Annotated in this window: 27 protein-coding genes; 3 read left to right on the plus strand and 24 right to left on the minus strand. The window is 30.7% G+C overall.

Features of this window, described 5'->3' with window-relative positions; all coding sequences use genetic code 11:
* Positions 1-72 precede the first annotated feature (72 nt).
* The 9 genes from CPJCM30710_RS02455 to pta form a co-directional block, all read right to left on the minus strand.
* Positions 73-333, minus strand: a complete 261-nt coding sequence (locus CPJCM30710_RS02455) for a stage V sporulation protein S (RefSeq protein ID WP_212902587.1) — start codon at positions 331-333, stop codon at positions 73-75.
* Between the two features lie 106 nt (positions 334-439).
* Positions 440-1,477 carry an elongator complex protein 3 gene (locus CPJCM30710_RS02460; protein WP_212902588.1) on the minus strand — a complete coding sequence of 346 codons (1,038 nt, stop codon included), beginning with the start codon at positions 1,475-1,477 and terminating at the stop codon, positions 440-442.
* Positions 1,470-2,171, minus strand: coding sequence for a ribonuclease III (gene rnc / locus CPJCM30710_RS02465; protein ID WP_212902589.1), 702 nt, complete (start codon positions 2,169-2,171; stop codon positions 1,470-1,472). Before rnc ends, CPJCM30710_RS02460 begins: the two co-directional genes overlap by 8 nt.
* A gap of 112 nt (positions 2,172-2,283) precedes the next feature.
* The gene (gene acpP, locus CPJCM30710_RS02470) at positions 2,284-2,514 is read right to left on the minus strand and encodes an acyl carrier protein (protein WP_212902590.1); all 231 of its coding nucleotides are present in this window, start codon (positions 2,512-2,514) and stop codon (positions 2,284-2,286) included.
* A gap of 113 nt (positions 2,515-2,627) precedes the next feature.
* Positions 2,628-3,638 carry a phosphate acyltransferase PlsX gene (gene plsX, locus CPJCM30710_RS02475; RefSeq protein WP_212902591.1) on the minus strand — a complete coding sequence of 337 codons (1,011 nt, stop codon included), beginning with the start codon at positions 3,636-3,638 and terminating at the stop codon, positions 2,628-2,630.
* A 53-nt stretch (positions 3,639-3,691) separates the two neighbouring features.
* Positions 3,692-3,874 carry a 50S ribosomal protein L32 gene (rpmF, locus tag CPJCM30710_RS02480; RefSeq protein WP_212902592.1) on the minus strand — a complete coding sequence of 61 codons (183 nt, stop codon included), beginning with the start codon at positions 3,872-3,874 and terminating at the stop codon, positions 3,692-3,694.
* 2 nt (positions 3,875-3,876) lie between these two features.
* On the minus strand, positions 3,877-4,389 hold the full coding sequence (locus CPJCM30710_RS02485) for a YceD family protein (RefSeq protein ID WP_212902593.1): 513 nt from the start codon (positions 4,387-4,389) through the stop codon (positions 3,877-3,879).
* Positions 4,390-4,516: 127 nt separating this feature from the next.
* Positions 4,517-5,713 carry an acetate/propionate family kinase gene (locus CPJCM30710_RS02490; RefSeq protein ID WP_212902594.1) on the minus strand — a complete coding sequence of 399 codons (1,197 nt, stop codon included), beginning with the start codon at positions 5,711-5,713 and terminating at the stop codon, positions 4,517-4,519.
* A 54-nt stretch (positions 5,714-5,767) separates the two neighbouring features.
* Positions 5,768-6,775: a phosphate acetyltransferase gene (gene pta, locus CPJCM30710_RS02495; RefSeq protein ID WP_212902595.1), complete on the minus strand. Its 1,008-nt coding sequence runs from the start codon at positions 6,773-6,775 to the stop codon at positions 5,768-5,770.
* A 221-nt stretch (positions 6,776-6,996) separates the two neighbouring features.
* On the opposite strand from pta, the gene CPJCM30710_RS02500 reads away from it, so the two are divergent.
* A complete protein-coding gene (locus tag CPJCM30710_RS02500; protein WP_212902596.1) occupies positions 6,997-8,229 on the plus strand; it encodes a nucleotidyltransferase in 1,233 nt (410 codons plus the stop codon).
* A 192-nt stretch (positions 8,230-8,421) separates the two neighbouring features.
* A complete protein-coding gene (gene ylbJ, locus CPJCM30710_RS02505; protein WP_212902597.1) occupies positions 8,422-9,492 on the plus strand; it encodes a sporulation integral membrane protein YlbJ in 1,071 nt (356 codons plus the stop codon).
* Here the strand turns inward: ylbJ and CPJCM30710_RS02510 are convergent.
* From CPJCM30710_RS02510 to CPJCM30710_RS02535, 6 genes are all read right to left on the minus strand, one after another.
* Positions 9,475-10,014, minus strand: coding sequence for an ATPase (locus CPJCM30710_RS02510; RefSeq protein WP_212902598.1), 540 nt, complete (start codon positions 10,012-10,014; stop codon positions 9,475-9,477). The two genes, ylbJ and CPJCM30710_RS02510, sit on opposite strands and share 18 nt — an antisense overlap.
* A 9-nt stretch (positions 10,015-10,023) precedes the next feature.
* A complete protein-coding gene (gene coaD, locus CPJCM30710_RS02515) occupies positions 10,024-10,506 on the minus strand; it encodes a pantetheine-phosphate adenylyltransferase (RefSeq protein ID WP_212902599.1) in 483 nt (160 codons plus the stop codon).
* A gap of 1 nt (position 10,507) precedes the next feature.
* Positions 10,508-11,065, minus strand: a complete 558-nt coding sequence (rsmD, locus tag CPJCM30710_RS02520) for a 16S rRNA (guanine(966)-N(2))-methyltransferase RsmD (protein ID WP_212902600.1) — start codon at positions 11,063-11,065, stop codon at positions 10,508-10,510.
* A 153-nt stretch (positions 11,066-11,218) separates the two neighbouring features.
* Entirely contained in the window at positions 11,219-13,252 is a 2,034-nt protein-coding gene (gene recG, locus CPJCM30710_RS02525) for an ATP-dependent DNA helicase RecG (protein WP_212902601.1), read from the minus strand.
* Between the two features lie 114 nt (positions 13,253-13,366).
* Positions 13,367-15,013: a DAK2 domain-containing protein gene (locus CPJCM30710_RS02530; RefSeq protein ID WP_212902602.1), complete on the minus strand. Its 1,647-nt coding sequence runs from the start codon at positions 15,011-15,013 to the stop codon at positions 13,367-13,369.
* A gap of 12 nt (positions 15,014-15,025) precedes the next feature.
* Positions 15,026-15,373, minus strand: coding sequence for an Asp23/Gls24 family envelope stress response protein (locus tag CPJCM30710_RS02535; protein ID WP_212902603.1), 348 nt, complete (start codon positions 15,371-15,373; stop codon positions 15,026-15,028).
* Positions 15,374-15,569: 196 nt separating this feature from the next.
* Between CPJCM30710_RS02535 and rpmB the strand changes: the two genes are divergently transcribed.
* Positions 15,570-15,761, plus strand: coding sequence for a 50S ribosomal protein L28 (gene rpmB, locus CPJCM30710_RS02540; protein WP_212902604.1), 192 nt, complete (start codon positions 15,570-15,572; stop codon positions 15,759-15,761).
* Between the two features lie 451 nt (positions 15,762-16,212).
* On the opposite strand, the gene CPJCM30710_RS02545 is transcribed toward rpmB, so the two are convergent.
* From CPJCM30710_RS02545 to fmt, 9 genes are all read right to left on the minus strand, one after another.
* The gene (locus tag CPJCM30710_RS02545; RefSeq protein WP_212902605.1) at positions 16,213-16,842 is read right to left on the minus strand and encodes a thiamine diphosphokinase; all 630 of its coding nucleotides are present in this window, start codon (positions 16,840-16,842) and stop codon (positions 16,213-16,215) included.
* A 1-nt stretch (position 16,843) separates the two neighbouring features.
* On the minus strand, positions 16,844-17,494 hold the full coding sequence (gene rpe / locus CPJCM30710_RS02550) for a ribulose-phosphate 3-epimerase (RefSeq protein ID WP_212902606.1): 651 nt from the start codon (positions 17,492-17,494) through the stop codon (positions 16,844-16,846).
* Entirely contained in the window at positions 17,488-18,360 is an 873-nt protein-coding gene (rsgA, locus tag CPJCM30710_RS02555) for a ribosome small subunit-dependent GTPase A (RefSeq protein ID WP_212902607.1), read from the minus strand. Before rsgA ends, rpe begins: the two co-directional genes overlap by 7 nt.
* Positions 18,361-18,581: 221 nt before the next feature.
* Entirely contained in the window at positions 18,582-20,657 is a 2,076-nt protein-coding gene (gene pknB / locus CPJCM30710_RS02560; protein ID WP_212902608.1) for a Stk1 family PASTA domain-containing Ser/Thr kinase, read from the minus strand.
* 2 nt (positions 20,658-20,659) lie between these two features.
* Positions 20,660-21,379 carry a Stp1/IreP family PP2C-type Ser/Thr phosphatase gene (locus CPJCM30710_RS02565; RefSeq protein WP_212902609.1) on the minus strand — a complete coding sequence of 240 codons (720 nt, stop codon included), beginning with the start codon at positions 21,377-21,379 and terminating at the stop codon, positions 20,660-20,662.
* Positions 21,380-21,390: 11 nt separating this feature from the next.
* Entirely contained in the window at positions 21,391-22,428 is a 1,038-nt protein-coding gene (rlmN, locus tag CPJCM30710_RS02570) for a 23S rRNA (adenine(2503)-C(2))-methyltransferase RlmN (protein ID WP_212902610.1), read from the minus strand.
* Positions 22,429-22,432: 4 nt separating this feature from the next.
* Positions 22,433-23,758 (minus strand): 16S rRNA (cytosine(967)-C(5))-methyltransferase RsmB, encoded by a 1,326-nt coding sequence (gene rsmB, locus CPJCM30710_RS02575; protein ID WP_212902611.1) that lies wholly within the window; start codon positions 23,756-23,758, stop codon positions 22,433-22,435.
* Between the two features lie 17 nt (positions 23,759-23,775).
* Positions 23,776-24,453 carry a zinc metallopeptidase gene (locus tag CPJCM30710_RS02580; RefSeq protein WP_212902612.1) on the minus strand — a complete coding sequence of 226 codons (678 nt, stop codon included), beginning with the start codon at positions 24,451-24,453 and terminating at the stop codon, positions 23,776-23,778.
* Between the two features lie 11 nt (positions 24,454-24,464).
* Positions 24,465-25,397 (minus strand): methionyl-tRNA formyltransferase, encoded by a 933-nt coding sequence (fmt, locus tag CPJCM30710_RS02585; protein ID WP_212902613.1) that lies wholly within the window; start codon positions 25,395-25,397, stop codon positions 24,465-24,467.
* Between the last annotated feature and the right edge of the window lie 9 nt (positions 25,398-25,406).

Raw genomic sequence — 25,406 nt, forward strand, 5'->3', positions numbered from 1 at the left:
TAGTAAATACGCTTAAATATCAATAATTGAGTAATATAAAAAAGCCTTAGAGATTCCCCTAAGGCCTTTATTTTATCTTGGTTCAACGATAAATTTTATAGCAGTTCGCTCTTCTCCATCAATAGATATTTCCGAAAACGCTGGTACAACTACTAGATCTATTCCATTAGGAGCTACAAACCCTCTAGTAATTGCTATTGCCTTCACTGCTTGATTCACAGCACCTGCACCCACGGCTTGAACTTCTGCAGTGTTTTTTTCTCTTAACACAGCTGCTAAAGCCCCTGCAACAGATTTTGGCTGGGATTGAGCTGATACTTTTAATACTTCCATAACCATTCCTCCCTATTAACTACATAAACTATTAGGTAAATCTTATAGGAAATATATTCTATAAAAGTTTAAAATATCCTTCTATAAATTACTAACAACCAAAATTTTATATCGACAAATTATACACTTTATCGTCAACCAATATTTTAACTTCCTCTTTACTTACATTATGAGAAGTCCTCACGACAATATCTAAATTCTTCAGTTGTTTTTTTAATTGGTTAAAAAACTGCTTCTTATTTGTATAAAGTTTAGAAATATTTCTTTCATTAATTTGAATTTCAGCTCTTCCAATAACATTTTTTAAACATTGATATATTTTATTATTTATTATACTTCCTTCTACTAGCTCTCGAAAGGCTGGATGGAATGGTCCAATAACAATATCGCCACCAACATTTATATTATCAGTTGGTTGTAATCCAATTCTTATAACTTTAATATTGTTTTCTATATACATACTATATATTTGTTTTGTTATCTCAACTGCTTCGTCTAAAGAGTATGGAATATACTCTCCTCTTAAATACATGAGTTCCATTGGAGTTTCTTTAATTACTAAAGCTGGATAAATTCTGGATATATCAGGTCTCATTAATATAGATTTTCTAGCTGTTTCTATATCTTTCTCAAAAGTATCTCCAGGTAAACCTAACATTATTTGATGACCTAAAGTAAACCCAAACTCTTTAATTAGTGAAGAAGCTTTTTTCACATCCTCTTCAGTGTGACCTCTTCCTGATTTTCTAAGTACCTTATCATCTAATGATTGAACACCAAGTTCAATCACGTCTACTCCATAACCTTTCAAATGTGTCAAAATATCATGATTTATGTAATCTGGCCTTGTTGAAAGTCTTATAAAGTCAATCTTTCCAGAGTCTTTATATTCCTTTGCCACTTTTAAGAATTCCTTTTGTTTATTAATAGGAATTGCGGTAAAAGTACCTCCAAAGAATGAAATTTCAACTGTTGCATCTTCTTTTATAATTGTCTTTAGGTATTCTTCTACAGTTCTTCTTACATATTTATCATCTATACTATCTTCTTCACCAGCTATCTTGTTTTGATTGCAAAAAACACAATTGTGCGGACAACCAAGATGAGGAACAAATATAGGTATAATATAATAATTCTTACTCATTTGCTTCCTCCAAGCTCTTTAATGCTTGTTTTGCAGACATTTGCTCAGCCTCTTTCTTGCTGAAACCTTCACCCTCACCTAACACTTTATCTTCAATTATAACTCTTGTATAAAATTTTCTTCGATGAGGTGGACCTTCAAACTTTACAAGTTCATAAGAAATATTAGTTTCTCCATTTTGTTGTAAAACCTCTTGTAATCTTGTTTTAAAATCTAAGATAATTTTATCATTTATCGCCATATTAATTATATCTTTAAAATTTGTTAATATAAACTTTTTTGCTACGTTAAGTCCTTTATCTAGATATATAGCTGCTATTACTGCTTCAAGACAGTCTGCTTGAATAGACATCCTTTCTCTTCCACCGGTAAGTTCTTCACCTTTGCTCATTCTGATTATTTTCCCTAACCCTAATCTCTTTGCCACTTCATAAAGTGAGTTTTCACAAACTATTAAGGCTCTTGTCTTTGTTAATTCTCCTTCTGTCTTATTCTTACAGTTGTCAAATAAATATTCCGAAATACACAATTGTAGAACTGAATCGCCTAAAAACTCTAGTCGTTCATTATAAGGAACATCTTTCTTATATTGATTAGCATAAGAACTATGAGTTAAAGCAGTTTCTAATAGACACTTATCATCAAAAATAAAACCTAATCTATCTTCAAATTCATTAAGATTAAAATCATACATTTTCTTTGGTTCAACTCCTTAAGGCTTATTCTTCAGTTTGCTAAATTAACAAATTCAAGAATAAACTTAAATATATTTTTAAAATATAAAATCCCGCATTAGGCGGGACCTTTTATTCCTCACTATGTTCTCTAATGTATTCTACTACATCACCAACAGTTGAGAATCCTTCAGCAACTTCATCTGGTATCTCCATTTCAAGCTCATCTTCTAAAGTCATGATAAGCTCAACTATATCAAGTGAATCTGCTCCTAAATCTTCAATGAATGATGATTCCATTTTAATATCATCTTCACTTATACTTAATTTGTCTGCTATTATAGCTTTTATTTTTTCAAACATAATAATTATACCTCCTAATATAAAACCTAATTAGATAATATTATATATCACAAACATCGTCAATATAGCTTATAAATTTATATATCTATTTTTTTATAATTTAACCAAATTTATTATTTAAATTCATTTTCATTTATATTTTCGATGTCCAATTTTATCTTTTTAATAATGTTATTATTGCTAAAAATCTGTGCTTGTCTTATAGCATTTTTAAATGCTTTACTATCTGAACTTCCATGAGCTTTAATACAAACTCCGTCAACACCTAGAAATGGTGCCCCACCATGCTCAGTATAATCAAACTTTTGTTTTATACCTTTAAGAACAGGCTTAACTAAAAATGCACCTAGCTTTGCTCTAAATGTAGAAGTAATCTCATCCTTTATGATATTAAACATAGTAGATGCTACCCCTTCATACATCTTAAGTACTGTATTACCAACAAAACCGTCACAAACTAAGACATTTACATTCCCATTGGGAATATCTCTTGGCTCTACATTACCAATAAAGTTTAAGTTACTTTCCTTAAGCATCTTATAAGTTGCTTTGGTAAGTTCATTCCCTTTTTCTTCTTCTGAACCTATATTTATAAGACCAACAGTAGGATTTTTAATTCCTAATACACTTTCAAAATAAATCTTTCCCATGATTGCAAATTGCAATAAATAATTTGGTTTACAATCTACATTAGCACCAACATCTAATACCATAAATGAATTATTTTTACCTGGCATAATTGGAGCCAAAGCAGGACGTTCTATCCCTTTAATTCGTCCTACAACCAGGGTACAACCTGCAAGAAAAGCACCAGTACTTCCTGCAGAAATTATAGCATCACACTTTTTTTCTTTAACAAGTTTAAGTGCTTTATTAAGTGAAGAATCTTTCTTTTTCCTTAGAGCCATTACTGGATGTTCATTAGTACTAATTACTTCTGTAGCATTTATAAATTGCACTCTATTTTTATCATACTTAAACTTATCAAATTCATTTCTAAGTTTTTCTTCTGGGCCTGTTATATATATTTCAATATCATCGTACTCTTTAAGTGCTTCAATACACCCTTCAATCACTGCTTTAGGAGAGTGATCTCCTCCCATGCCATCAATTGCTATTTTCATATCAAATGACCCCTTTTTTTTGCATATAAAGAAAAGAAAGTCTAATGACTTTCTTATTCTTGAGAAGCAACAACTTCTTTACCTTTATAATATCCACAACTTTTACATACTCTATGAGCAAGTTTCATTTCATGGCATTGTGGGCATTCAACAATACCTGGTAAGCTTAATTTGAAATTTTGAGCTCTTCTTGAATCTCTCTTAGCTTTAGAAGTCTTTCTAGCTGGATTTCCCATAATTACACCTCCTTATTAGCAAACAAGTCCTTAAGTTTTGCCAGTCTGATGTCAACATCTCCAATATCACAACTACATCGTTTAGTATTTAGATCCGTTCCACACTGCTGACAAAGACCTTTACAGCTTTCACTGCAAAGTCTTTTAATAGGTAAGGTTGATATAATGTTGTTTACGATTATTTCAGTGATATCAAGTTTATCACCATCTGCAAGAATGATGTCATCATCATTCTCTGCTGTACTTTTATTATTTGTAAACTTCTCATTTACCTTAATATTGATAGGATATGAAAAGTTTTTCAAGCATCTTGAGCAACAAAGTTCTAAATCCGTAGTAACATCTACATCTAAAGCCACAATATCTGCACTGACAGTTAATATGCCATTAACTGTAACAGGTACTAAAGACTTTATAACCTCACCGTCGAATGTTAATTCATTCATATTAAAGGTATAGATAACTTGTTTAGTTCTTTCTCTTTTGCTTAATAAATCTGATATTTGTAGTATCATAATGTTTAGCTCTCAAGTGTGTTTTACCCAGAGCTAACATTCACACTCCTTAAATAAATTAGTAATATTTACTGACAACACAATTTATTATATAAACAAGGATTTTAAAAGTCAAGTAATTTTAATATTATTTTATTGTAAGTGCTTGAGTATCCCTAGCAATCATTAATTCTTCGTTAGTTGGTATAGCAAATACTTTAACCTTTGAACCTTCAGTACTTAATTCAGCTATCTTCCCACTCACATTATTTCTTTCAGCATCTATTTCAAGTCCAAGGAATTCTAACCCCTTACATATCTCCGCTCTTATTGCTACTGAATTTTCACCAACACCAGCAGTAAATACTATGCAATCTACACCACCCATTGCTGCTGCATATGAACCTATATATTTTCTTACTCTGTAATAGAACATATCAAGAGCTAATTGTGCTCTGTGATTTCCTTGTGCTGCAGCACTTGTTACATCTCTAAAGTCACTGCTCACACCTGAAACCCCTAATGCTCCTGATTTCTTATTTAATAAAATATTTACTTCTTCTGTAGAATAGCCTAATTCATTAATTAAGTAGAAAATAACTGCTGGATCTATATCTCCACATCTTGTACCCATTACTAATCCTTCAAGCGGAGTAAATCCCATTGAAGTATCTATTGATTTACCGTTCTTTATAGCAGTTACGCTTGAACCATTACCTAAGTGACAAGTAATAATTTTAAGGTCTTTAACATCCTTACCCATAACTTTTGCTACTTTATTAGAAACATATTTATGAGAAGTTCCATGGAAACCATATTTTCTTATATTATGTTCTTTATATAGCTCATATGGTATAGCATATAGAAATGCTTTTTCTGGCATTGTTTGATGGAATGCAGTATCAAATACAACTACCATTGGTGTATTTGGCATTAGAGCTTTACAAGCATTTATTCCGATTATATTTGGAGGATTGTGAAGTGGCGCTAATTTTGCACATTCTTCTAATTCCTTCATTACTTCATCATTTACAAGAACTGAGTTTGAATATTTCTCTCCACCATGTACTACTCTGTGACCAACAGCTGATATTTCATCCATTGATTTAATAACACCATTAGCACTGTCAACTAAAGCATCAAGAACTAACTTTATTGCATCCTGATGACTTTTCATAGGTTGTTTAATTATATATTTATCTCTTCCTTCAACTTTTTGAGTAAGTATTGAACCTTCAATTCCTATTCTTTCAACTAATCCTACCGCAAGAGCCTGTTCATTTGACATATTTATTAATTGATATTTTAATGATGAGCTTCCACAATTTATAACTAATATGTTCATTATTTTTCTCCTCCCCAAAACTAACTATATACCTAAACTAATTATACCCCTAAACTAACTATTCTTTATTGTTTGTGCTTGAACTGCAGTTAATGCTACAACGCTAACTATGTCATCTGAGCTACAACCTCTTGAAAGATCATTTATTGGTTTAGCAAAACCTTGGCAAACTGGTCCAATAGCTTCAGCGTTAGCAAATCTTTGTACAAGTTTATAGCCTATATTTCCCGCTTGAAGATCAGGGAATATTAATACATTTGCTTTTCCAGCCACATTACTATTCGGTGCTTTTTGTGAAGCTACCTTTTCAACTATAGCTGCATCTAATTGCATTTCTCCATCTATCATAAGATCTGGTCTTAGTTCTTTTGCTTTTTCTGTTGCTTTTCTCACTTTTTCAACTAACTCATGATCTGCTGATCCCATAGTTGAGAAAGATAACATTGCAACTCTTGGTTCAACTTTGCAAAGGTTTCTTGCAGTATCTGCTGTTGCAATAGCTATTGCAGCTAATTGATCTGCAGTTGGATTTGGATTAACTGCACAGTCTGAGAATAATAACATTCCCTCTTCTCCATACTTTGATCCTGGAACCATCATAATAAAGAAGCTAGATACTACGGATACTCCTGGTGCAGTCTTTATTATTTGTAAACCTGGTCTTAACAAATCACCAGTTGTATGAATCGCTCCTGAAACCATTCCATCAGCGTCATCCATTTTAACCATCATTGTACCAAAATAAAGAGGATCTCTAACGATTTTTTCAGCTTTCTCTAATGTCATCCCCTTACTTTTTCTTAACTCATAAAATCCATTGATATATCCTTGAAGTTTACCTGATGTTTCTGGATCTTCAATAGTAACTCCTTCAAGATTAACCCCTAATTTTTGAGCCTTTTCTTTTATTTTAGCAGTATTTCCTACTAAAATAACATGTGCTAAGCCTATTTCTGTTATTTTTTGAGATGCTACTAATGTTCTTTCTTCATCTCCTTCAGGAAGCACAATCTTTTTTCTATCTTGTTGTGCCATTTCCCAAATTTGTTTCATAAGTTCCATGTTAATTTCTCCTTTCAATAGAAACGAAATTGTATACAATATAATGATACTCCTAAAATACTATAAATTTCAACATATAAACTTCAAAATTCTAGAAGTTAGTATATTAAAACAATTCACAATTGTCGCAAAAAATTCTTTAATATTTTATCCGTATTCATATAATTTAATAATTGTTGTATTATATAATTATCAGATTTTTTTTGAAAAGGAGTACTTTTATGAAGGTTGTAGGAATTATCACTGAATATAATCCCTTTCACAATGGCCATAAATTACATCTTGAAGCAACAAGAGAGACAACATCAGCTGATGGTATAGTATGTGTTATGAGCGGAAACTTTACTCAAAGGGGAATTCCAGCAATTTTAGATAAATGGACTAGAGCTAAAATGGCAATAGAGAATGGAGTAGATTTAGTATTAGAAATCCCTACTCTTTTTGCTGTTTCTTCTGCCGAGTTTTTTGCTAAAGGTGCTGTTGATTTACTTAATTCTCTAGGGATAGTAGATTCTTTATGCTTCGGAAGTGAAAGTGAAAATATAGATTTAATTTATTCTATAGCAAAGATTTTAACAAATGAACCTATGGAATTAAAAATGATTATTAAAAATGAAATGGATAATGGAGAGCCATTTACTAAAGCACGGAGTACAGCAATTTTAAAATACTTACTAAATTCTAATAGCAGCCTTAATAAAGAGAGAATATTGCCACTTTTGAATTCTTCAAACAACATACTAGGCATAGAATATTGTAAGAATCTTATTAAGACACATAGTAATATTAAGCCCTTTACAATTAAGAGAATTGGTTCTTCATATAATGATGTAATACCTACATCTGAATTTGCAAGTGCAACTTCTATTAGGGAGTTAATAAATAAAAATGTATCCATAAATGAACTTGAAAGATATATACCTAAAGCTTCACTTCATATTCTTACAGATATTTTGCAAGAAGGATATAAGTTACCATCATCGGAAGAAATGTTTTATTATATAAAATATAAGTTATTAACTAACCCTACCTTAATAAACAAAATTCCAGACGTTATCGAAGGTTTAGATAACAAAATTAGAAAAGAAATTATCAACGCCACTTCACTAACAGACCTAATACTAAAAATTAAAAGTAAAAGATATACTTATACTCGAATCTCAAGAATACTTTGTCAATTTTTTATTGGCTTTGACGGATTTAATATTATAGATTTAAGAAAATGCACTCCTAGTTATATAAGAATCCTAGCATTAAATTCAAAAGGAGCTCAAATATTAAAACTAATCAAGAAAAATTCACAATTAGAAATCATAAATAAACCACCAAAGTATATTAATGATCCTATGCTAAAACTCGATATTCAGGCAACAAATGCTTATTCTATACTTAATCCCCAAATACCTATTAACTCAGATTATATTATTAGCCCAATTGTGAATTTTAAAAAATAGATTTAAATTTAAGTTAGTAATCTTATTTACCTATAATTTATTTTAGAATACTAAAAATTAGATATTAGAAATATAAATACTATATATGGGATAGGGGGTGATCACATTTATAGTATTTTTATATTAATTATAATTATAATCATCTTAGTATTAGTATTATTAAAGTTATTGAATAGTAGGACAAGCACTTTTATGACTCTTTTACTAACAATTATAATACTCTACTTTATTGTAAATCCAAAAATATGCATACAATCCGCACTTTCCGGTGCCCAATTATTTGTCAATGCAATTTTGCCTTCATTATTTCCATTTATGGTTATATGTAACATGTTAATTGCTTTTGACGGAATAACAATTTACTCAAATGTATTAGGCCCTATATTATGCAGGCCCTTAAAGCTAAGCAAGAATTGCAGCTTTGCAATCATAGCTAGTTTATTATGTGGATATCCTTTAGGAGCAAAGTATAGTGCTGAACTATATAAGAATGGATATATAACTAAAAATGAATTTAATAGATTACTAAATATAGCTTCAAATGCTGGCCCTCTTTTCATTCTAGGTTCTGTAGCAAGTTCAATGCTTAATAACATTTATTATGGTTATATAATACTTGCTGCTAATTACCTTTCTGCGTTCATAATAGGTTTAGTAACAGCAGAGAACAATCACGGGGTAACAATGGAATATAAAGGTAAAGTTCAAACAAAAAATCTCGGCGAGATAATGAAAAATGCCATCAGTGATGGCATAAATGGTATTCTTATGGTTGGTGGATATGTAATAATCTTTTCAATTATTATTTCAATCCTTAAAAATAATGTCTTATCAACTATTATATCTACCTATTTTCTAGATGGAATTACCATTAATAGAGATTTAATATCTGCATTTTTTCTTGGTATCATTGATTTAACTAATGGATGCTACATAATTACTTCAAGTAGTTTAGATATACCAATAAAATTATGCTTTCTAAGTTTTCTTTGTAGCTTTGGTAGTTTTTCAGTTATTGCTCAAACTAGCGCATTTTTTTACAAGTATGAAGTATCTCTATTAAAATATGTAGCCTATAAAATAATCCAGGGTATTATTGGTGCAATAATAACTTTTTTAGCATCAATATTCCTTCTAAATACGATACCAACTTTCAGTTCGACCCTAACTAACAGTACTATGATAGTATCTGCACCATTCATCCTTTTACTAATACTAACAATTATAACGATAATAGCAAATAAATTACTTCATGCTTCTTAACTCTTTTACATTTTCTCTTATTGTTGCAGAAGCTTTATTAAGGTTTTCTGAAAGTTCTACAGCAAACTTTTCTACATCTGTTTTTATTAACTTTAAACACTCATTTGTCTTATTATCTATTTCTTTCTCAAGTTGACATAAAACTTCATCAGCATAATCTCTTGCACCAAGTCTAATAGCTTTAGCTTCTCTTTGTGCTGAAGCTATTATTTCCTGTGCCTTAATTCCAGCTTCCTTTACGATATCATGGTTTTCAACCTGTTTTTTTATCATTTCCATCGTTTGTTTCTTTACAGCTTCATATTCTTTTTGTGCTTCACCTAAAATTCTCTCTCTTTCATTCATGACCCATTGAGCTTTCTTAAACTCATCAGGAAGATAGTTAATAATTTGATCTACTACCTCTAGAATTTCCTTTTTATCCATTACAACCTTTCCCGTAATAGGTACTTTAGCTGAACTCTCTACTATATCCTGTAAATATTCTAGAAGTTCAATGATATTAACCTCTATTTTACTCATGATTTTCCATTATTCCCCCTTTATCTTTTTTATTACATCAGGAATTATTTCATCAGGAACTAATTCCTTTATGCATCCCCCAAACTTTGCTACTTGTTTTACTGCTGAGCTACTTAAGTAAGAATACTGTGCATTAGTCATCATAAAAACTGTTTCTACCTCTGGATCTAACTTATTATTCATCAGTGCCATTTGAAACTCATATTCAAAATCTGATACTGCTCTTAAGCCTTTTAAAATAACATTAGCATTTTTTTCTTTCATAAAGTCTATAAGCAAACCATTAAAACTCTCTACCTTAACATTTTTATAATTCTTTGTAACTTTTTCAATCAGCTTAACTCTTTCATCTACGTTAAATAAACCCTTTTTTTCTACATTAACAAGCACAGCAACTATAAGTTCATCAAAAACCTTAGCTCCTCTTTCTATAATATCCAAATGTCCATTAGTTATAGGGTCAAAACTCCCAGGATATACGGCAATTTTCATTTTAGTCCTCCTCTACTCTGTAGAAACAAACTGTTGTATTTCCATACTTTCTATGATTATAAAGTTTAATCTTGCTAGTACCTTCAAAAATCTCTTCACTTGTATCTATCTTCGCAACTATAATTCCATTTTCATCTAAAAGGTTTCTTTCTTCCACTATCTTTATAGCTTCTGGGATCATATTCTTTAGATATGGAGGATCTATAAATATTATATCAAACACCTTATTTCTGTCTGCCATAGTTCTTAATGCACTATAAGCATCCGTATTTAAAGGATGACAGAAATCTTGGAATTTAAGATTTTCAATATTCTGCTTTAATACTGGAAAAGTTATTGGACTTTTGTCTACAAGATAGCATTCTTTTGCTCCTCTACTTGCAGCCTCTAATCCTAAACTTCCGGTTCCTGAAAAGATATCTATTACTACTGCATCTGGAATATACCCTTGTATTATACTAAACATTGATTCCTTAATTCTGTCTAACGTAGGTCTTGTATCATAAGTTGGTGGTGATAGAAGTTTTCTTCCTTTTGCTTTTCCTGCAATTATTCTCATTTGTTTAATCCTCCTTTAACATACATAACATTTTACCATAATAGTCAAACTTAAACAATTATTTAATATTAGTTTATAATTAACTAATAATTTAACAACAGTTATTAAATATACTGATAGTTTATTAAATCCTTGAAAATTTAAGCTTGTTTTTTAATTAAAGCATATATATTTTGAGTTTCTTTCTAAGTTTTTTGATATTTCCTCAACTAAAGCAATATTAATACAATCTTTACTATCTATAACTCTATTTGCTTCTTGACTAGCACATTTTAATATCATCATATCTTCTATTATATCAGCAAGAAGCAGCCCTGAATCGCCATGTTGTTTAACACCAAACATTTCTCCAGTGCCCCTTAACTTTAAATCCTGTTCAGATATATAAAATCCATCTGTACTTTCAGTCATTATCATCATTCTTTTCTTAGTAATATTATTCTTTGCATTTGCAATTAAAATACAATATGATTGATATTCTCCTCTTCCTACTCTACCTCTTAATTGATGAAGTTGAGCTAATCCAAATCTCTCTGCATTTTCAATTATCATTACACTAGCATTAGGAACATTTACACCAACTTCTATAACAGTTGTTGATATAATAGCTTTAACTTCACCACATTTAAATCTATTAATTATTTCTTCCTTTTCTTTACCACTCATTTTTCCATGAAGCATAGCAATTTCAATATCACTAAAATAAGTTTCCTTTAATTCATAAAAAAGCTTTTCTACAGAATTTAAGTTTCCTTTTTCATCTTCTTGGATTAAAGGACACACTATATATATTTGTCTACCTTTTTCAATTTCTTTCACAGCAATAGAGTAAGCTTTTGCTCTTAAATTATTTTGAAAAAATACTGTTTCTATTCTTTTTCTTCCTGGTGGAAGTTCATCAATTACCGAGACATCTAAATCACTATAAAGATAAAGAGCTAAAGTTCTTGGAATTGGCGTCGCTGTCATAACTAGTACATCAGCTTCTTTGCTTTTATTAATAAGCTTACTTCTCTGCTCAACTCCAAATCTATGCTGCTCATCTGTTACCACTAATCCAAGGTTTGCAAATTCTACATCATCTTGAATAAGAGCATGAGTACCTATAACAACAACAGGAGTTCCGTTCTTAATAATCTCTTTTATTCTTCTTTTTTCTGCTAAAGATGTATTTCCAGTTAATTGTTCAATATTAATATTAAAACCTTTAAAAATCTTTAATGCTTCTTTATAGTGTTGAGAAGCTAATATTTCAGTAGGAACCATTAATGCTACCTGGTAACCATTCATATAAACATTAAACATAGCGATAAGCGCAATAATAGTTTTTCCACTCCCTACATCTCCTTGTACCAATCTATTCATTGGATATGGACGCTTTTGATCCATAAGAATCTCTCGTATAACTCTAGTTTGAGCAGTAGTTAACTGGAAAGGCAATGAATTTTTTAAGTCTTTTAACTCTTCTGCCATCTTAAATTCAATACCACTTTTAACTTCTTTTATATGCTTCTTAACAAGTAATAACTTCATGGAATATGTAAAAAGTTCTTGAAACTTCAACCTTGCTATAGCTCTTTCTAAACCTTCCTTATAGCTTGGAAAATGGATATTCCTAATGGCATCATCTAAAGATACAAGATTATATTTTTCAATAAGGTAATATGGAAAATTCTCAGTTATTTTTATTTTATCCAATACCTGATGAATCAGTTTTGATATTATCTTATTAGTTAAATCATTTTTTAATGAATACTTAGGAACTATTTCATTTTTAATAGCATCATTACAGGCGATAATAGGATTAATTATCTCAAGTGTATTTTTTTCTTTTTTAAATTTTCCCATTAAATTATAATTTTCACCTGCTCTAAAATTATTTTTTATATAGGGCTGATTAAACCACTTTGCAATTACTTTGTGCCCCATATATTCAAAATTTAAGGTAGTTAATCTTTTCCCTGTTTTTGTTCTAAAATCTTTCTCAAAGCATATTGCTTTACATGTTAAGATTTGTTTTTCATCATCCACAATCTCATCAAAAGTACTGTTACCAGTTACAAATTCATAATCTTTTGGAAAGTATAGTAATAAATCTAGTACTGTAAATATTCCTGTCTTATTTAATTTTTCCTCTAATTTTAAACCAACACCTCTTATACTACTTACTTCGCTATATATATTCATTAAATCACCTCTAACGCAGAATAAACCTTAGCAGACATAGAGCCTATTCAATTTTAGCCAGATTTCACTTTGTGAAATGGCATCAAATAAAGAAAAAGCGACAAAGCCGCTTTTTTATTCAACAGAAATAATGAAGTAGTATAATGGTTGCTCACCCTTATAACACTGAACATCAATATCGCTATACTTTTCTTCAATGTTAGTAAAAAAGACATCAACTTCTTCTTCTTTACAATCTTGACCGTAAAACAACGTGATTAATTCACTTTCATCATCTATCATTTCATCAAGTACTTTTTCCAGAACATCAAAAACGTCTTCTCCAACTTCCTTTATTTCTCCCTCAATTAATCCAAGAATATTACCTTCTTTGATTACAACTCCATCCATTTCAGTATCTCTTACAGCATAAGTGATAGATCCTGTTTTAACCATATCTGTAGCACTTGTTAACTCTTCCACATTCTCTTCCACATCAGCTTCGGGATTAAACGTGGTTATACAAGTAATACCTTGAGGTATAGTTTTAGTTGGTATAACTCTGATATCTTTGTCTGATACATCTGCAGCTTGGTTTGCTGACATTATTATATTTTTGTTATTAGGTAATACAAATATATGCTCTGCATTTAACCTGTTTATACAATCTAAAATATCCTGAGTGCTTGGATTCATCGTCTGACCACCTTCAATAACATAATCAACGCCTAAATCCTTAAATATATTCTTTATACCTTCTCCCATAGCAACTGCAATAAACGCATATCTTTTTAATTCTTGATAACTATCTTCTACTGCTGCTGTTTTTTCTTCTATAGCAAATTCATGTACACTTTCACTTAATAGACTTCTATGTTCTTCTCTCATATTATCAATTTTTATTTTTGACAATTCACCTAATTGTATAGCTTTAGATAAAACTATACCTGGATCATTTGTATGAATATGCACTTTTATGACATCATCGTATCCTACAACAATAATTGAATCTCCATGTAATTCTAAGTCATTTTTAAATTGAGTTACTTTTTTGCTATCACCTAGAATTATAAATTCTGTACAATAACCAAACTTAATATCCTGAGTATTATAATTATTTATTACTGAGACCGTATTAGCTATTGATTTATCTGTAGTTAAAACCTCTATATTATCTCTAAGCACTTCCATAATACCTTCAAATATAATTATTAGCCCCATTCCTCCAGAATCTACAACTCCAGCTTTTTTTAAAGGAGGAAGCATCTCTGGAGTTCTATCAAGCATTATTTTACTTTGTTTGTATACGCTATCCATTAATTCAGTAATATCATCCGTACAACAATTTACTGCAGTCTCTGCTGCAGTCTTTATTATCGTAAGTATAGTGCCTTCTGTTGGTCTCATTACAGCTTTATAAGCTGATTTACACCCTTCCCTTAAAGCATTTGCAAACTCTTGTGAATCAGCCTCTACCTTATTTTCTAACCCTTTGGAAATTCCTCTTAAAATTTGCGAAAGAATAACTCCAGAGTTTCCTCTAGCCCCCATCAAAGCACCTTTTGCAAATTTTCTTGATATCTCACCTATAGATAAATGCTTTGAATTTTCAATTTCTTTAACTGCGGCTCTAAGAGTCATTGACATATTTGTTCCAGTATCTCCATCTGGTACTGGAAATACATTTAAGGAGTTAACAAAACTACTTTTCTCTTTTAGCTTATTACTACCATTAACCATCATATTATAAAAAGTTTCGCCACTCAACTTCGTATGTTGCATTAATGTTACCTCCTAGACTCTTACAGCTTGAACGTTAACAGTAACTGCTGACACCTTTAGTCCAGTATGATTTTCAACATTATATCTTACTTTTTGAATTACATTGTTAGCAATTACAGAGATTTTTGTACCATACTCTACCATAACAAAAAGCTCTATAACAAGTTTTTCATCCTTGAAGCTTATCTTTACTCCTTTACCTAAATTTTCGACCCTCATAAGCTCCCAAAAGCCATCAGTAGCGCTTTTTGATACCATACCAACGATACCATAACACTCCATAGTAGATAATCCAACAATTTTTGCAATCACTTCTTCAGAATATGTTATATTTCCAAGTTCATTTGAAATTCCTAACATAAATATTCCTCCTCAATTATATCCATTAAATATATTCTATATTAAATAGGAATATTATTCAAGAATCATATAGCATGCTTAATATTTATTGCAATATTATTTTTATATTTTACTTGCATAAATTATACATAATGTGATAGAATATTATCTGTCCTATTGAAGAGTTTTATCTTCAGAGTCAAGGAGGTGTTTTCAGGTGTCAAGAAGATGCGAAATATGCGATAAAGGTGTTATTTCAGGAGTACAATACAGCCACTCACACAGACAAACAAAGAGAAAATGGGCTCCAAACATAAAGAAAGTTAAAGCTATCGTAAACGGAACGCCAAAAACTGTTCACGTTTGTACAAGATGCTTACGCTCAGGCAAAGTTCAAAGAGCTATATAATGTTTCTTTAAAATGCAATTGTATTTAAAACAATTGCATTTTTTCTTGGCTAAAACTGAGTAGGTTGATACATACTCAGTTTTAGCAATAAAAAAGCATGCAGAACTACTGCATGCTTTTTTACTCTTGATAATTTTTACTTTTCCTATGTAAGTTATTTATTATCTTTTCTTACAAATAACCTTATAATGCAAGATAAAAATTTAGGCAATTTAAAAGCAATAATTTTCATATTTTACACTCCTTTATTATTAAAGTCTCAGTTACTTATTATTAATTAATCATTTAAAAAAAAGTCCAATAAGATAAGCTATAATCAATCTTTTCTCTAAAATGAACTCATAGTAATAAATGTTAATAGTATTTAGAAAAACCATATAATGGGCAATAAAAAATCACCAATAAGTTGCTTTGCTATTATTTTATGCAATAGTCAACTTATTGGTGACAATTAATCTCTTGAATATATAACTAATAATTTTCCAGATAGGAAATCTACTTCTATAGGGGTATTTATGAATTCATTTGATACTGTTCTGCTATCCCCTATTTTCAAATCATATTCCTTAAGGGGATACTTTGCACCCTCTATAGATAATTTTTTCACTACATCACCATAACACTGAAAGGAAATTGTTTGTCCATAATTACCACATAAAGTAGTCTTACCTTCTACTAAAAAAATAGTATTATTATCATCTTTTATTTTAGCCCTTTTATTTAATTCTAACGCTTTTCTTAATAACCCTAAATTTCCTAAAACATGATCTAATCTAGAGCCAGTACAACCAAGTAATACTATTTCTTCTGAACCTTTTTCTATAGCTCTATTAAAAGCCAGTTCGCTATCTGTATAATCCTTTTCTGGCAAGAACTTCACCATTTCCACATCTCGAAAGTAATCTATAACTATTTTATCAGCAGAATCAAAATCACCTATTAAAATATGCGGCATTACTCCATATTCGTAAAATACCTCAGCGCCTCTATCTGCTGCAATTAAGCAATCTGCATTCTTAATTTCACTTAAGAAAAGCTCCTTTGATGGCATTTTTCCTCCAGCAACAATGACACTTTTCATACTAAATACCTCTTTTTAACGCTTCCATATTTTCTTCTATCTTGTCACCATTAAATACAGCTGAACCTGCCACTATAACATTAGCACCAGCTTCGACTACCTTATTTATATTAGTGGTATCAATACCTCCATCTACTTGAATTAAAATTTCTTTTCCAATATCTGAAGCCATATTTTTAATCTCTCTAATCTTATTAAGAGAATAATCAATAAATTTTTGTCCTCCAAAACCAGGATTAACTGACATGATAAGAACCATATCTAATGATGATAATATGTCTTTTAAAACTACTGTTGAAGTTCCTGGATTTATTGCTACTCCAGCTAATTTACCTTTACTCTTTATGTAATTTATAGTTCTATCAATATGTCTATCTGCTTCATAATGTACTGTTATCATATCAGCACCACTATCAATAAATTCATCTATAAACCTTGATGGTTCTTCTATCATTAGATGTACATCAAATATTTTTTTAGTAATAGGTCTTAATGCTTTCATTATTGGAAATGCAAAAGAAATATTCGGAACAAACTTTCCATCCATTACATCAATATGAATGAATTCTGCCCCTGCTTCGTCTATTCTCTTAATTTGTTCTCCTAATCTAGCAAAATCTGCTGAAAGTATTGAAGGTGATAATTTTACCATTTTGTCTTCCTCCTATTTAATATTTCTTCTAAAGTTTTCGTATAAAATTCATATCTATAAATATTAATCTTTCCATCTTCAACCGCCTGCTTTACTGCACAGTTTGGTTCCTTATAGTGATTACAGCCAGTAAATTTGCAAAGATTATTGTACTCCTCAAATTCAGGAAAACTAAATTTCAAATCGTCTTTCTCAATAAAATCAATTTCTAGAGTTGAAAATCCTGGTGTATCAACTAAGAAACCTTCTTTTACCTCTATCAATTCACTGTGTCTAGTAGTATGTTTTCCTCTTCCTATTTTTTCACTTACTTCTCCAGTTTGCATACGTTCTTCTATTCCTGACAAATAATTTAATAATGTTGATTTACCAGCACCAGAAGGTCCACATAATACTGTTACATTGTTTGTCAATCTTTCTTTTAACTGCTCTACTCCTATTCCCTGTTTTGCTCTTATAAACAAAACCTCATATCCTATATCATTAATTTTCTTTCTAATTTGCTCTTTTTCTTCTTCAGTACACAGATCAACTTTATTTAAACATACTATTGCCTTAATATTATTGTGCTCACAAAGAACTAAGAATCTATTAAGCAAATCATAATTTACATCTGGATTCTTTATTGCAAAAACCACAAAAGCTTGTGTTACATTTGCTACTGTAGGTCTTATAAGTTCAGAAGTTCTATCTAGTATTTTTTCAATAACTCCCTTATCTTTTTCTATTTTTATTTCTACTTTATCTCCTACCATAGGTTTTAACTCATTGTGTCTAAATTTTCCCCTTGCTTTACATTCTACTATTCCAGAATCTGTCTTGATATAGTAAAATCCGCCTATGCCTTTTATGATTATTCCTTTCATAATACCTCCAGATCACTTAATATTTATAAGGATACCTACATTTAATTTTTATTAGACCACAACATTAATCTTGTTTTTAATGTTTTATCTGAAGTTATAAATTTAATTACAACCTTATCAAACTATACCCCTATATATTTATAATGATCAATTTATTAGAAAAAATTCATAAGGTGCCAGTAACTACTGACACCTTATGAAATTATGGCTGCTTAACAGATTTATTTAAGAGTTACTTGAATTGTCCCGCCTTCAGCTACCTTATCAGTACTAACCTTGTAGACTCTAGCGCTATTGTCACTATTTTGACCACTATAGCTTATTTTTATTCCTCTTGAATTGGCCCAAGCAACTGCCTCTTCGCTAGTTTTTCCCATTAATTCTCCAGTATTATAAGTCTTCTTTTCTGGTTCTTTTTCTGGTTCTTTTTCTGGTTCTTTTTCTGGTTCTTTTTCTGGTTCTTTGTAAGTATAGTAGTATACAGTAACAGCTGTACCTTGTTTTACTTCAAAGCCCGAATCTGGATTTTGTTTGTAAATTTTGCCACTGACATTCTTTTTACTATCATCTGAAGTTACTGTTTCTACCTGTTTCATATCAAGCTTTAATTCATCTAAAAGTGTCTTAGCCTCATCTAAGGATTTCCCTGCTAAATCTGGTATCTTAGCAGTCACTATCTCTGGTCCTTTACTTACTACTACATTAATTTTTGTATTTTTTTTCACTTCAACATTAGCATCAGGATCTTGTGATATTATTGTATCTTTTTCCACAGTACTACTATATTCATAATTTACATTACCTAAATCAAGTCCAACAGATGTCAATGTATTACGTGCTGCTTTTAAACCCATACCCCTAATACTTGGAGTTTCTATTTTTTCTTCGCCCAGACTAACCACAACTCTTATTTGATCTTTTGGTTTTGCTTTTTGATCTGGAGAAGGTGACATTCTCAATATAATTCCTTCAGGTTGATTACTATTCTCTGTACTAGCTTCAACATAAATAAGTCCAGCATTTTCAATAATAGTCTTAGCTTCATCTTTACTTTTACCAACAACATTAGGTATAGTAATTAATTCCTCTGACGCCTTCGTCTTAAGATTTCCTGATTGATTTTTAATCCAGAAAGATGCAGATACTGCACCAAATGCTAGTACCAATACTGCTAATAGTGAAAAAATTACACTTCTCTTTATCTTTATTGGTATCTTACCTATGTGTATCCTCTTTATTGGTGTAGTTCTCTTACTTTTATTTATTAGCTTTTCATTCTTCTCTTTATTCTTATGCTTATCCTTATCTTGGTTATAATCTTGATTATAATCTTTATTATTTTCATCAGCTTCACTATAATCATCTTCGCTATAATCATCTAATACCTTTTGATCATTAGAACTATCTACTATTACTGGAGCCATAATTATTGTATGATCTTCTTCTAAATCACTTTGCTGTGATGCTATTATTGCATTTGGATTTTCTTTTATTCTTTCAAGATCACTAATAATTTCTTTAGCTGATTGATACCTCTTAACCTGCTCCTTTTCCATAGCCTTCATAATAAGATTATTAAGACTATCAGGAATCTTTGTATTAAGATTTTTAGGAGGTGTCAATTCTTCCTGTATATGCTTTAATGCTATAGCTACAGGACTATCTCCATTAAATGGTACTCTACCTGTTACCATTTCATAAAGTACTACCCCTAACGAATACAAGTCTGTTCTACAATCTGTATATACGCCTTTAGCCTGTTCTGGTGAAAAATAATGAGCTGACCCCATAACACTGTTAGTATAAGCAAGCGTAGAAGAATCTGTTGATTTAGCTATACCAAAATCAGTTACCTTAACAATCCCTTCTTCTGTAACAAGAATATTCTGAGGTTTAATATCTCTATGAATAATATTGTTTCTATGAGCACAATCTAAGGCATTAGCTACTTTTAATCCAACATTAATGGCAGTTTCATAAGATAGCTTTCCTTGTTCTTTTATTATTTCCTTAAGATTTTTTCCCCTTACATACTCCATAACAATATAGTGAATACTATCTTGTGTTCCTACATCGAGAATATTAACAATATTTGCATTGTTTAAATTTGCTATGGCGGTTGCTTCCCTTTTAAACTTTTCAACAATTTCTTCATTACTATTAAAGGTTTCTTTTAGTATTTTTACTGCAACAAATCTCTTTAATTTATTGCATCTAGCTTTATATACGAAAGACATACCGCCTTCGCCAATCCTTTCAACCACTTCATATCTTTCCCCAAGTATTATGCCAACCATAGTTATATCTCTCCTCCAAAAATCATTACTGTTATGTTGTCTTTTCCCCCTCTGCCATTCGCCAAATCAACTAAAACACTACAGGCCTCTTCAAAACTTGATTTTGATAAAACTATATCTCTAATTTCTTCTTTGGAAACCTCATTAGTTAAACCATCCGAACAAATCACGTAAATATTATAAGTTCCTTTTTCTATGTTATATATATCAGCCTCAACATTAACACCTGTTCCAACAGCTCTGGTAATAACATTTTTTCTTGGATGATTTAATGCTTCATCTTCACTGATAGACCCACAGTCTAATAATTCTTGTACTAAAGAGTGATCCTTTGTAATCTTAATTATCTCTTTATCCTGCAATCCAAAACAACAACTATCTCCAATATGTGCAATTTGTGTTATATTATTGGTTATTAAACATGCTGTTAAGGTTGTTCCCATGCCATTTAATCCTTCGTTACCTAAAGAGTATTTAAATAAATCAAAGTTAGTTTCCTTAATTGCATTAGCTAGAAGACATGTCTCCTCTATTATACCATAATTTTTTCTAACATATGTAATTACACCCTCAACTGCCAATCTACTAGCAACTTCTCCTGCATTATGCCCACCCATTCCATCTGCAACAATATATAGACAAAAATCATCGCAAGTAACATAACCAGCATAGTCTTCATTTATTTGTCTTCGATTACCTATGTCAGTTTTTATGCCTATCATAAAATTCCCCCTCATTTACTTTGGGACTTGATATAATTTCTCCTTAATTGACCACACGCTGCATTTATATCTGATCCCATCTCTCTTCTTACTGTAACTTCAACACCATAATTTTTCAATATATTTGCAAAATCTTCAATAGTCTTTTTAGATGATTTTTTAAAATTATTTTCTTTAACTTCGTTAACAGGTATTAAATTAACATGACAAAGTAACCCTTTAAGTAATTGGCTAAGAGCCTTTGCATCTTCTTTAGAATCATTAATATCCTTAACAAGAGAATACTCAAAAGTAACTCTTCTGTTTGTTTTTTCTATATAATATCTACAGGCATCTAGAATCTCTTTAATCATATATTTATTTGCAATCGGCATTATTTCCCTTCTTTTTTCATCACTAAAAGCATGTAGGGATATTGCTAAAGTTATTTGCATTCCCTTATCAGCAAGTTCATAAATCTTTGGAACAATACCACAAGTCGATAAAGTTATATGTCTTTGGCCAATATTCAATCCATAGTCGGCATTTACAAGTAAGAGAAATTTCATTACATTGTCAAAGTTATCAAATGGTTCTCCACTTCCCATTAAAACAACATTAGAAATTCTATCTTCTAATATTTTTTGTCCAATCATTATTTGAGATAAAATTTCTCCTGCAGTAAGATTTCTAACCATACCTTCTAAAGTTGAAGCACAAAATCTACATCCCATTCTACATCCAACCTGCGTAGAAATACAAATTGAATTTCCATGCTTATACCTCATTAATACTGCTTCAATTACATTACCATCCTTAAGGCCTAGTAATATTTTTTGTGTATCATCTTTCTCAGATTTGCTTACCTCAACAACTTCTGGAATACCTATATAGAAATTATTATTGAGCTTTGAGATTAAGCTTTTTGAAAGATTAGTCATATCTTCAAAACTCCAAATCTCTTTTTTATAAATCCATTCCATAACTTGCTTAGCTCTAAAGGCCCCTTCACCATTATCTTTCATCCATTGTTGCAATTCAGTTAAACTAAAATCAAGTATGTTCTTCATTTTTTCACCTACCACGTTTCATTAGTTTAGCTATATAGAATCCATCCATTCTGCTATTTGGTATTATAGTTAATGAACCATCATTATTATATATAAGATTATCAGCTTTTCCCACAAACAACTTCTCAATAACAGCATCTTTATGCTTACTCAAAAACCATTGAATATTTTCTTCATTTTCTTTCTTATTTAGAGTACAAGTAGAATAAAGCATTATTCCATTAGGCTTTACATAATTCCAACCATTCTCCATAATTTTTCTTTGTATATCTATAATATCTTTTAAGTCTTTAGGAGACTTAGTCCACTTAATCTCTGGTTTTTTCCTAATTATGCCCAGGCCAGAACATGGAACATCTATTAATACTCTATCTGCACAACTAACATACGCACTATTTAGTTTTGTAGCATCCATAATTTGTGCTTCAATATTAGTAAGTCCAAGTCTCTTACAATTTTCTTTAATAAGTTCTAGCTTATGGTCATATACATCAAAAGCTAAGATTCCGCCATGGTTATTCATAAGTTCACCAATATGCGTTGTTTTACCTCCCGGAGCACTGCATAAATCTAAAACTTTTAAATCATCCTCAAGATCCATTGATGGAGCCACGAGCATAGCACTTTCATCCTGTACAGTAATACATCCCTCTTTGAAGAGAGGATTAACCTCTATATTTCTTCCTTTAATAATATTAATAGCTTCAGGACATATAAAACCCTCTTCTACCTCATACCCCTGAATCTTTAATTGTTCAAATACATCATCATAATCTTTCTTTAATTGATTTACTCTTACTGTTACATCTGGTGTAGAATTTAAACCTAAAAGTATCTTCTTTGCTACTTCTTCTCCGTATTGTCTGATAAATAATTCTACCATCCATTCTTCCATTGAATATTCAAAAGCTAATCTTTTTATATTCGACGTTCCTTTATTAAAGTCCTTATCTTTGTTTCTTAAATAATTTCTTAATACTCCATTTACAAATTTAGAAGATTGTAAAGATACTCTTTTAGCTAAATTAACCGCCTCATTAACTATAGCATAATCTGGGATTTTATCTAAGAATCTAATTTGGTAAATAGCACTTCTTAAAACATTAATAAGCTTTTTATCAATTTTATTGATATCTTTAACAAAGCTTGAAATTATAAAATCAATTGTTTTTTTATACTTAACAGTTCCATAAATCACTTCAGTTACTAATGCCTTATCCTTATCATTAAGATTACTCTCATTAAGACGCTTATTCAATTCAATATTTGAATAAGCACCATGAAAAAGAACACTATCAAGTATATCAACTATAACTTTTCTGCTGTTCATTATCTTCCCTCAAATCTTTAATCATTTCTGTCACTTAATATAATTAATCTAATTAGCTGTGACACCGCCATTAAGGTTGCTGCTACATAAGTCATAGCTGCAGCATCAAGAACTTTTCTTGCACCTTTTATTTCATCATTATAGAGAATGCCTCGTGAACTTAAAATTTTTAAAGCTCTTGAAGATGCATTAAATTCTACAGGTAAAGTTATTAATTGAAAAATAACAACCCCTGAGAATAATATTATCCCAAAAGTTACTAAAGGTTGGATTCCAAGAACAATTCCAAGTAAAAATAGAATCCACGATAATCCTGAACCTAAATTAACTACAGGCACGATAGAGTTTCTAACAATTAAAGGTATATAAGATCTTTGGTGTTGAATTGCATGACCAACCTCATGGGCTGCGACACCAATTGAAGCTACTGAGTTACTATAATATACATCCTGTGAAAGTCTTAAAACTTTATTTTTAGGATCGTAATGATCAGAAAGCGATCCTGGCACTAACTCAACTGGAATATTATAAAGTCCAGCATTATCTAGAAGCATCCGTGCTACCTGAGATCCTGTTAAACCGTTATTACTTCTAACTTGTGAATACTTTTTAAAGGTTGAAGAAACCTTCATTTGTGCATATATAGAAATCAATAAAGCTGGTAGAATTAAAATATATGTTGGATCGAAAAACATAAAATCATCTCCTATCTTCCTAAGACTGTTCCTTCTTCTATGGTGTTACCGTTGATGTACTGTTCTACCCTTAAAGGCTTACCATTTGGAAACTGAATCTTTTCTATTAATAACACCTTATCTTCAGTTGCAACTTCAATACCATTTTTAGAAACATTAAGAATTGTTCCAGGTTCTTTATTGCACTGTTTTTCTATTACTTTAGTTTTGTATAGTTTCATCATCTCGTTATTGTAATAGGTATACGCTATTGGCCATGGGTTTAATCCTCTTACTAAATTATGAATATCCTTCGCACTACTTCTCCAATCTATTACGGCTATTTCTTTGTTTAACATCGAAGCATAACAAGATTCTTCATCATTTTGTTTAATTGGATTAATTGTACCATCCACCATTCCTTTTATTGTTTTAACTAATAGCTCTCCACCTGTTATCATAAGTTTATCATGAAGTTCACCAGCAGTCATTTCCTCTGTTATTTCAAATTCATTTTTTAACAACATATCGCCAGTATCTAGTCCTACATCCATAAGCATCGTAGTATTACCAGACTTCTTTTCTCCTTTAATTATACTCCAATTAATAGGTGCAGCCCCTCTATACTTTGGAAGTAATGATGCATGTAGATTTATACAACCATACTTTGGTATATCCAACACTTCCTTAGATAGTATCTGTCCAAAAGCTACAACTATTATGAAATCTGGTTCCATTTGCCTTAGTTCCTCTATAGTTTCAGGCTCATTCTTAAGCCTTACTGGCTGATATACAGGTATATTATATTCAACAGCCACCTCTTTAACTGGAGATATAGCTAGTTTTTTACCTCTTCCCTTCGGTCTGTCAGGTTGAGTAAATACTGCTTTTACTTCATATTCCTCTATTAGTCTTTTTAGTGATGGAACTGAAAAGTCTGGAGTTCCCATAAATACAATTTTCATTACTATACC

The organism is Clostridium polyendosporum (genome assembly GCF_018332455.1).
Classification (GTDB): Bacteria; Bacillota; Clostridia; order Clostridiales; family Clostridiaceae; genus Clostridium_AY; species Clostridium_AY polyendosporum.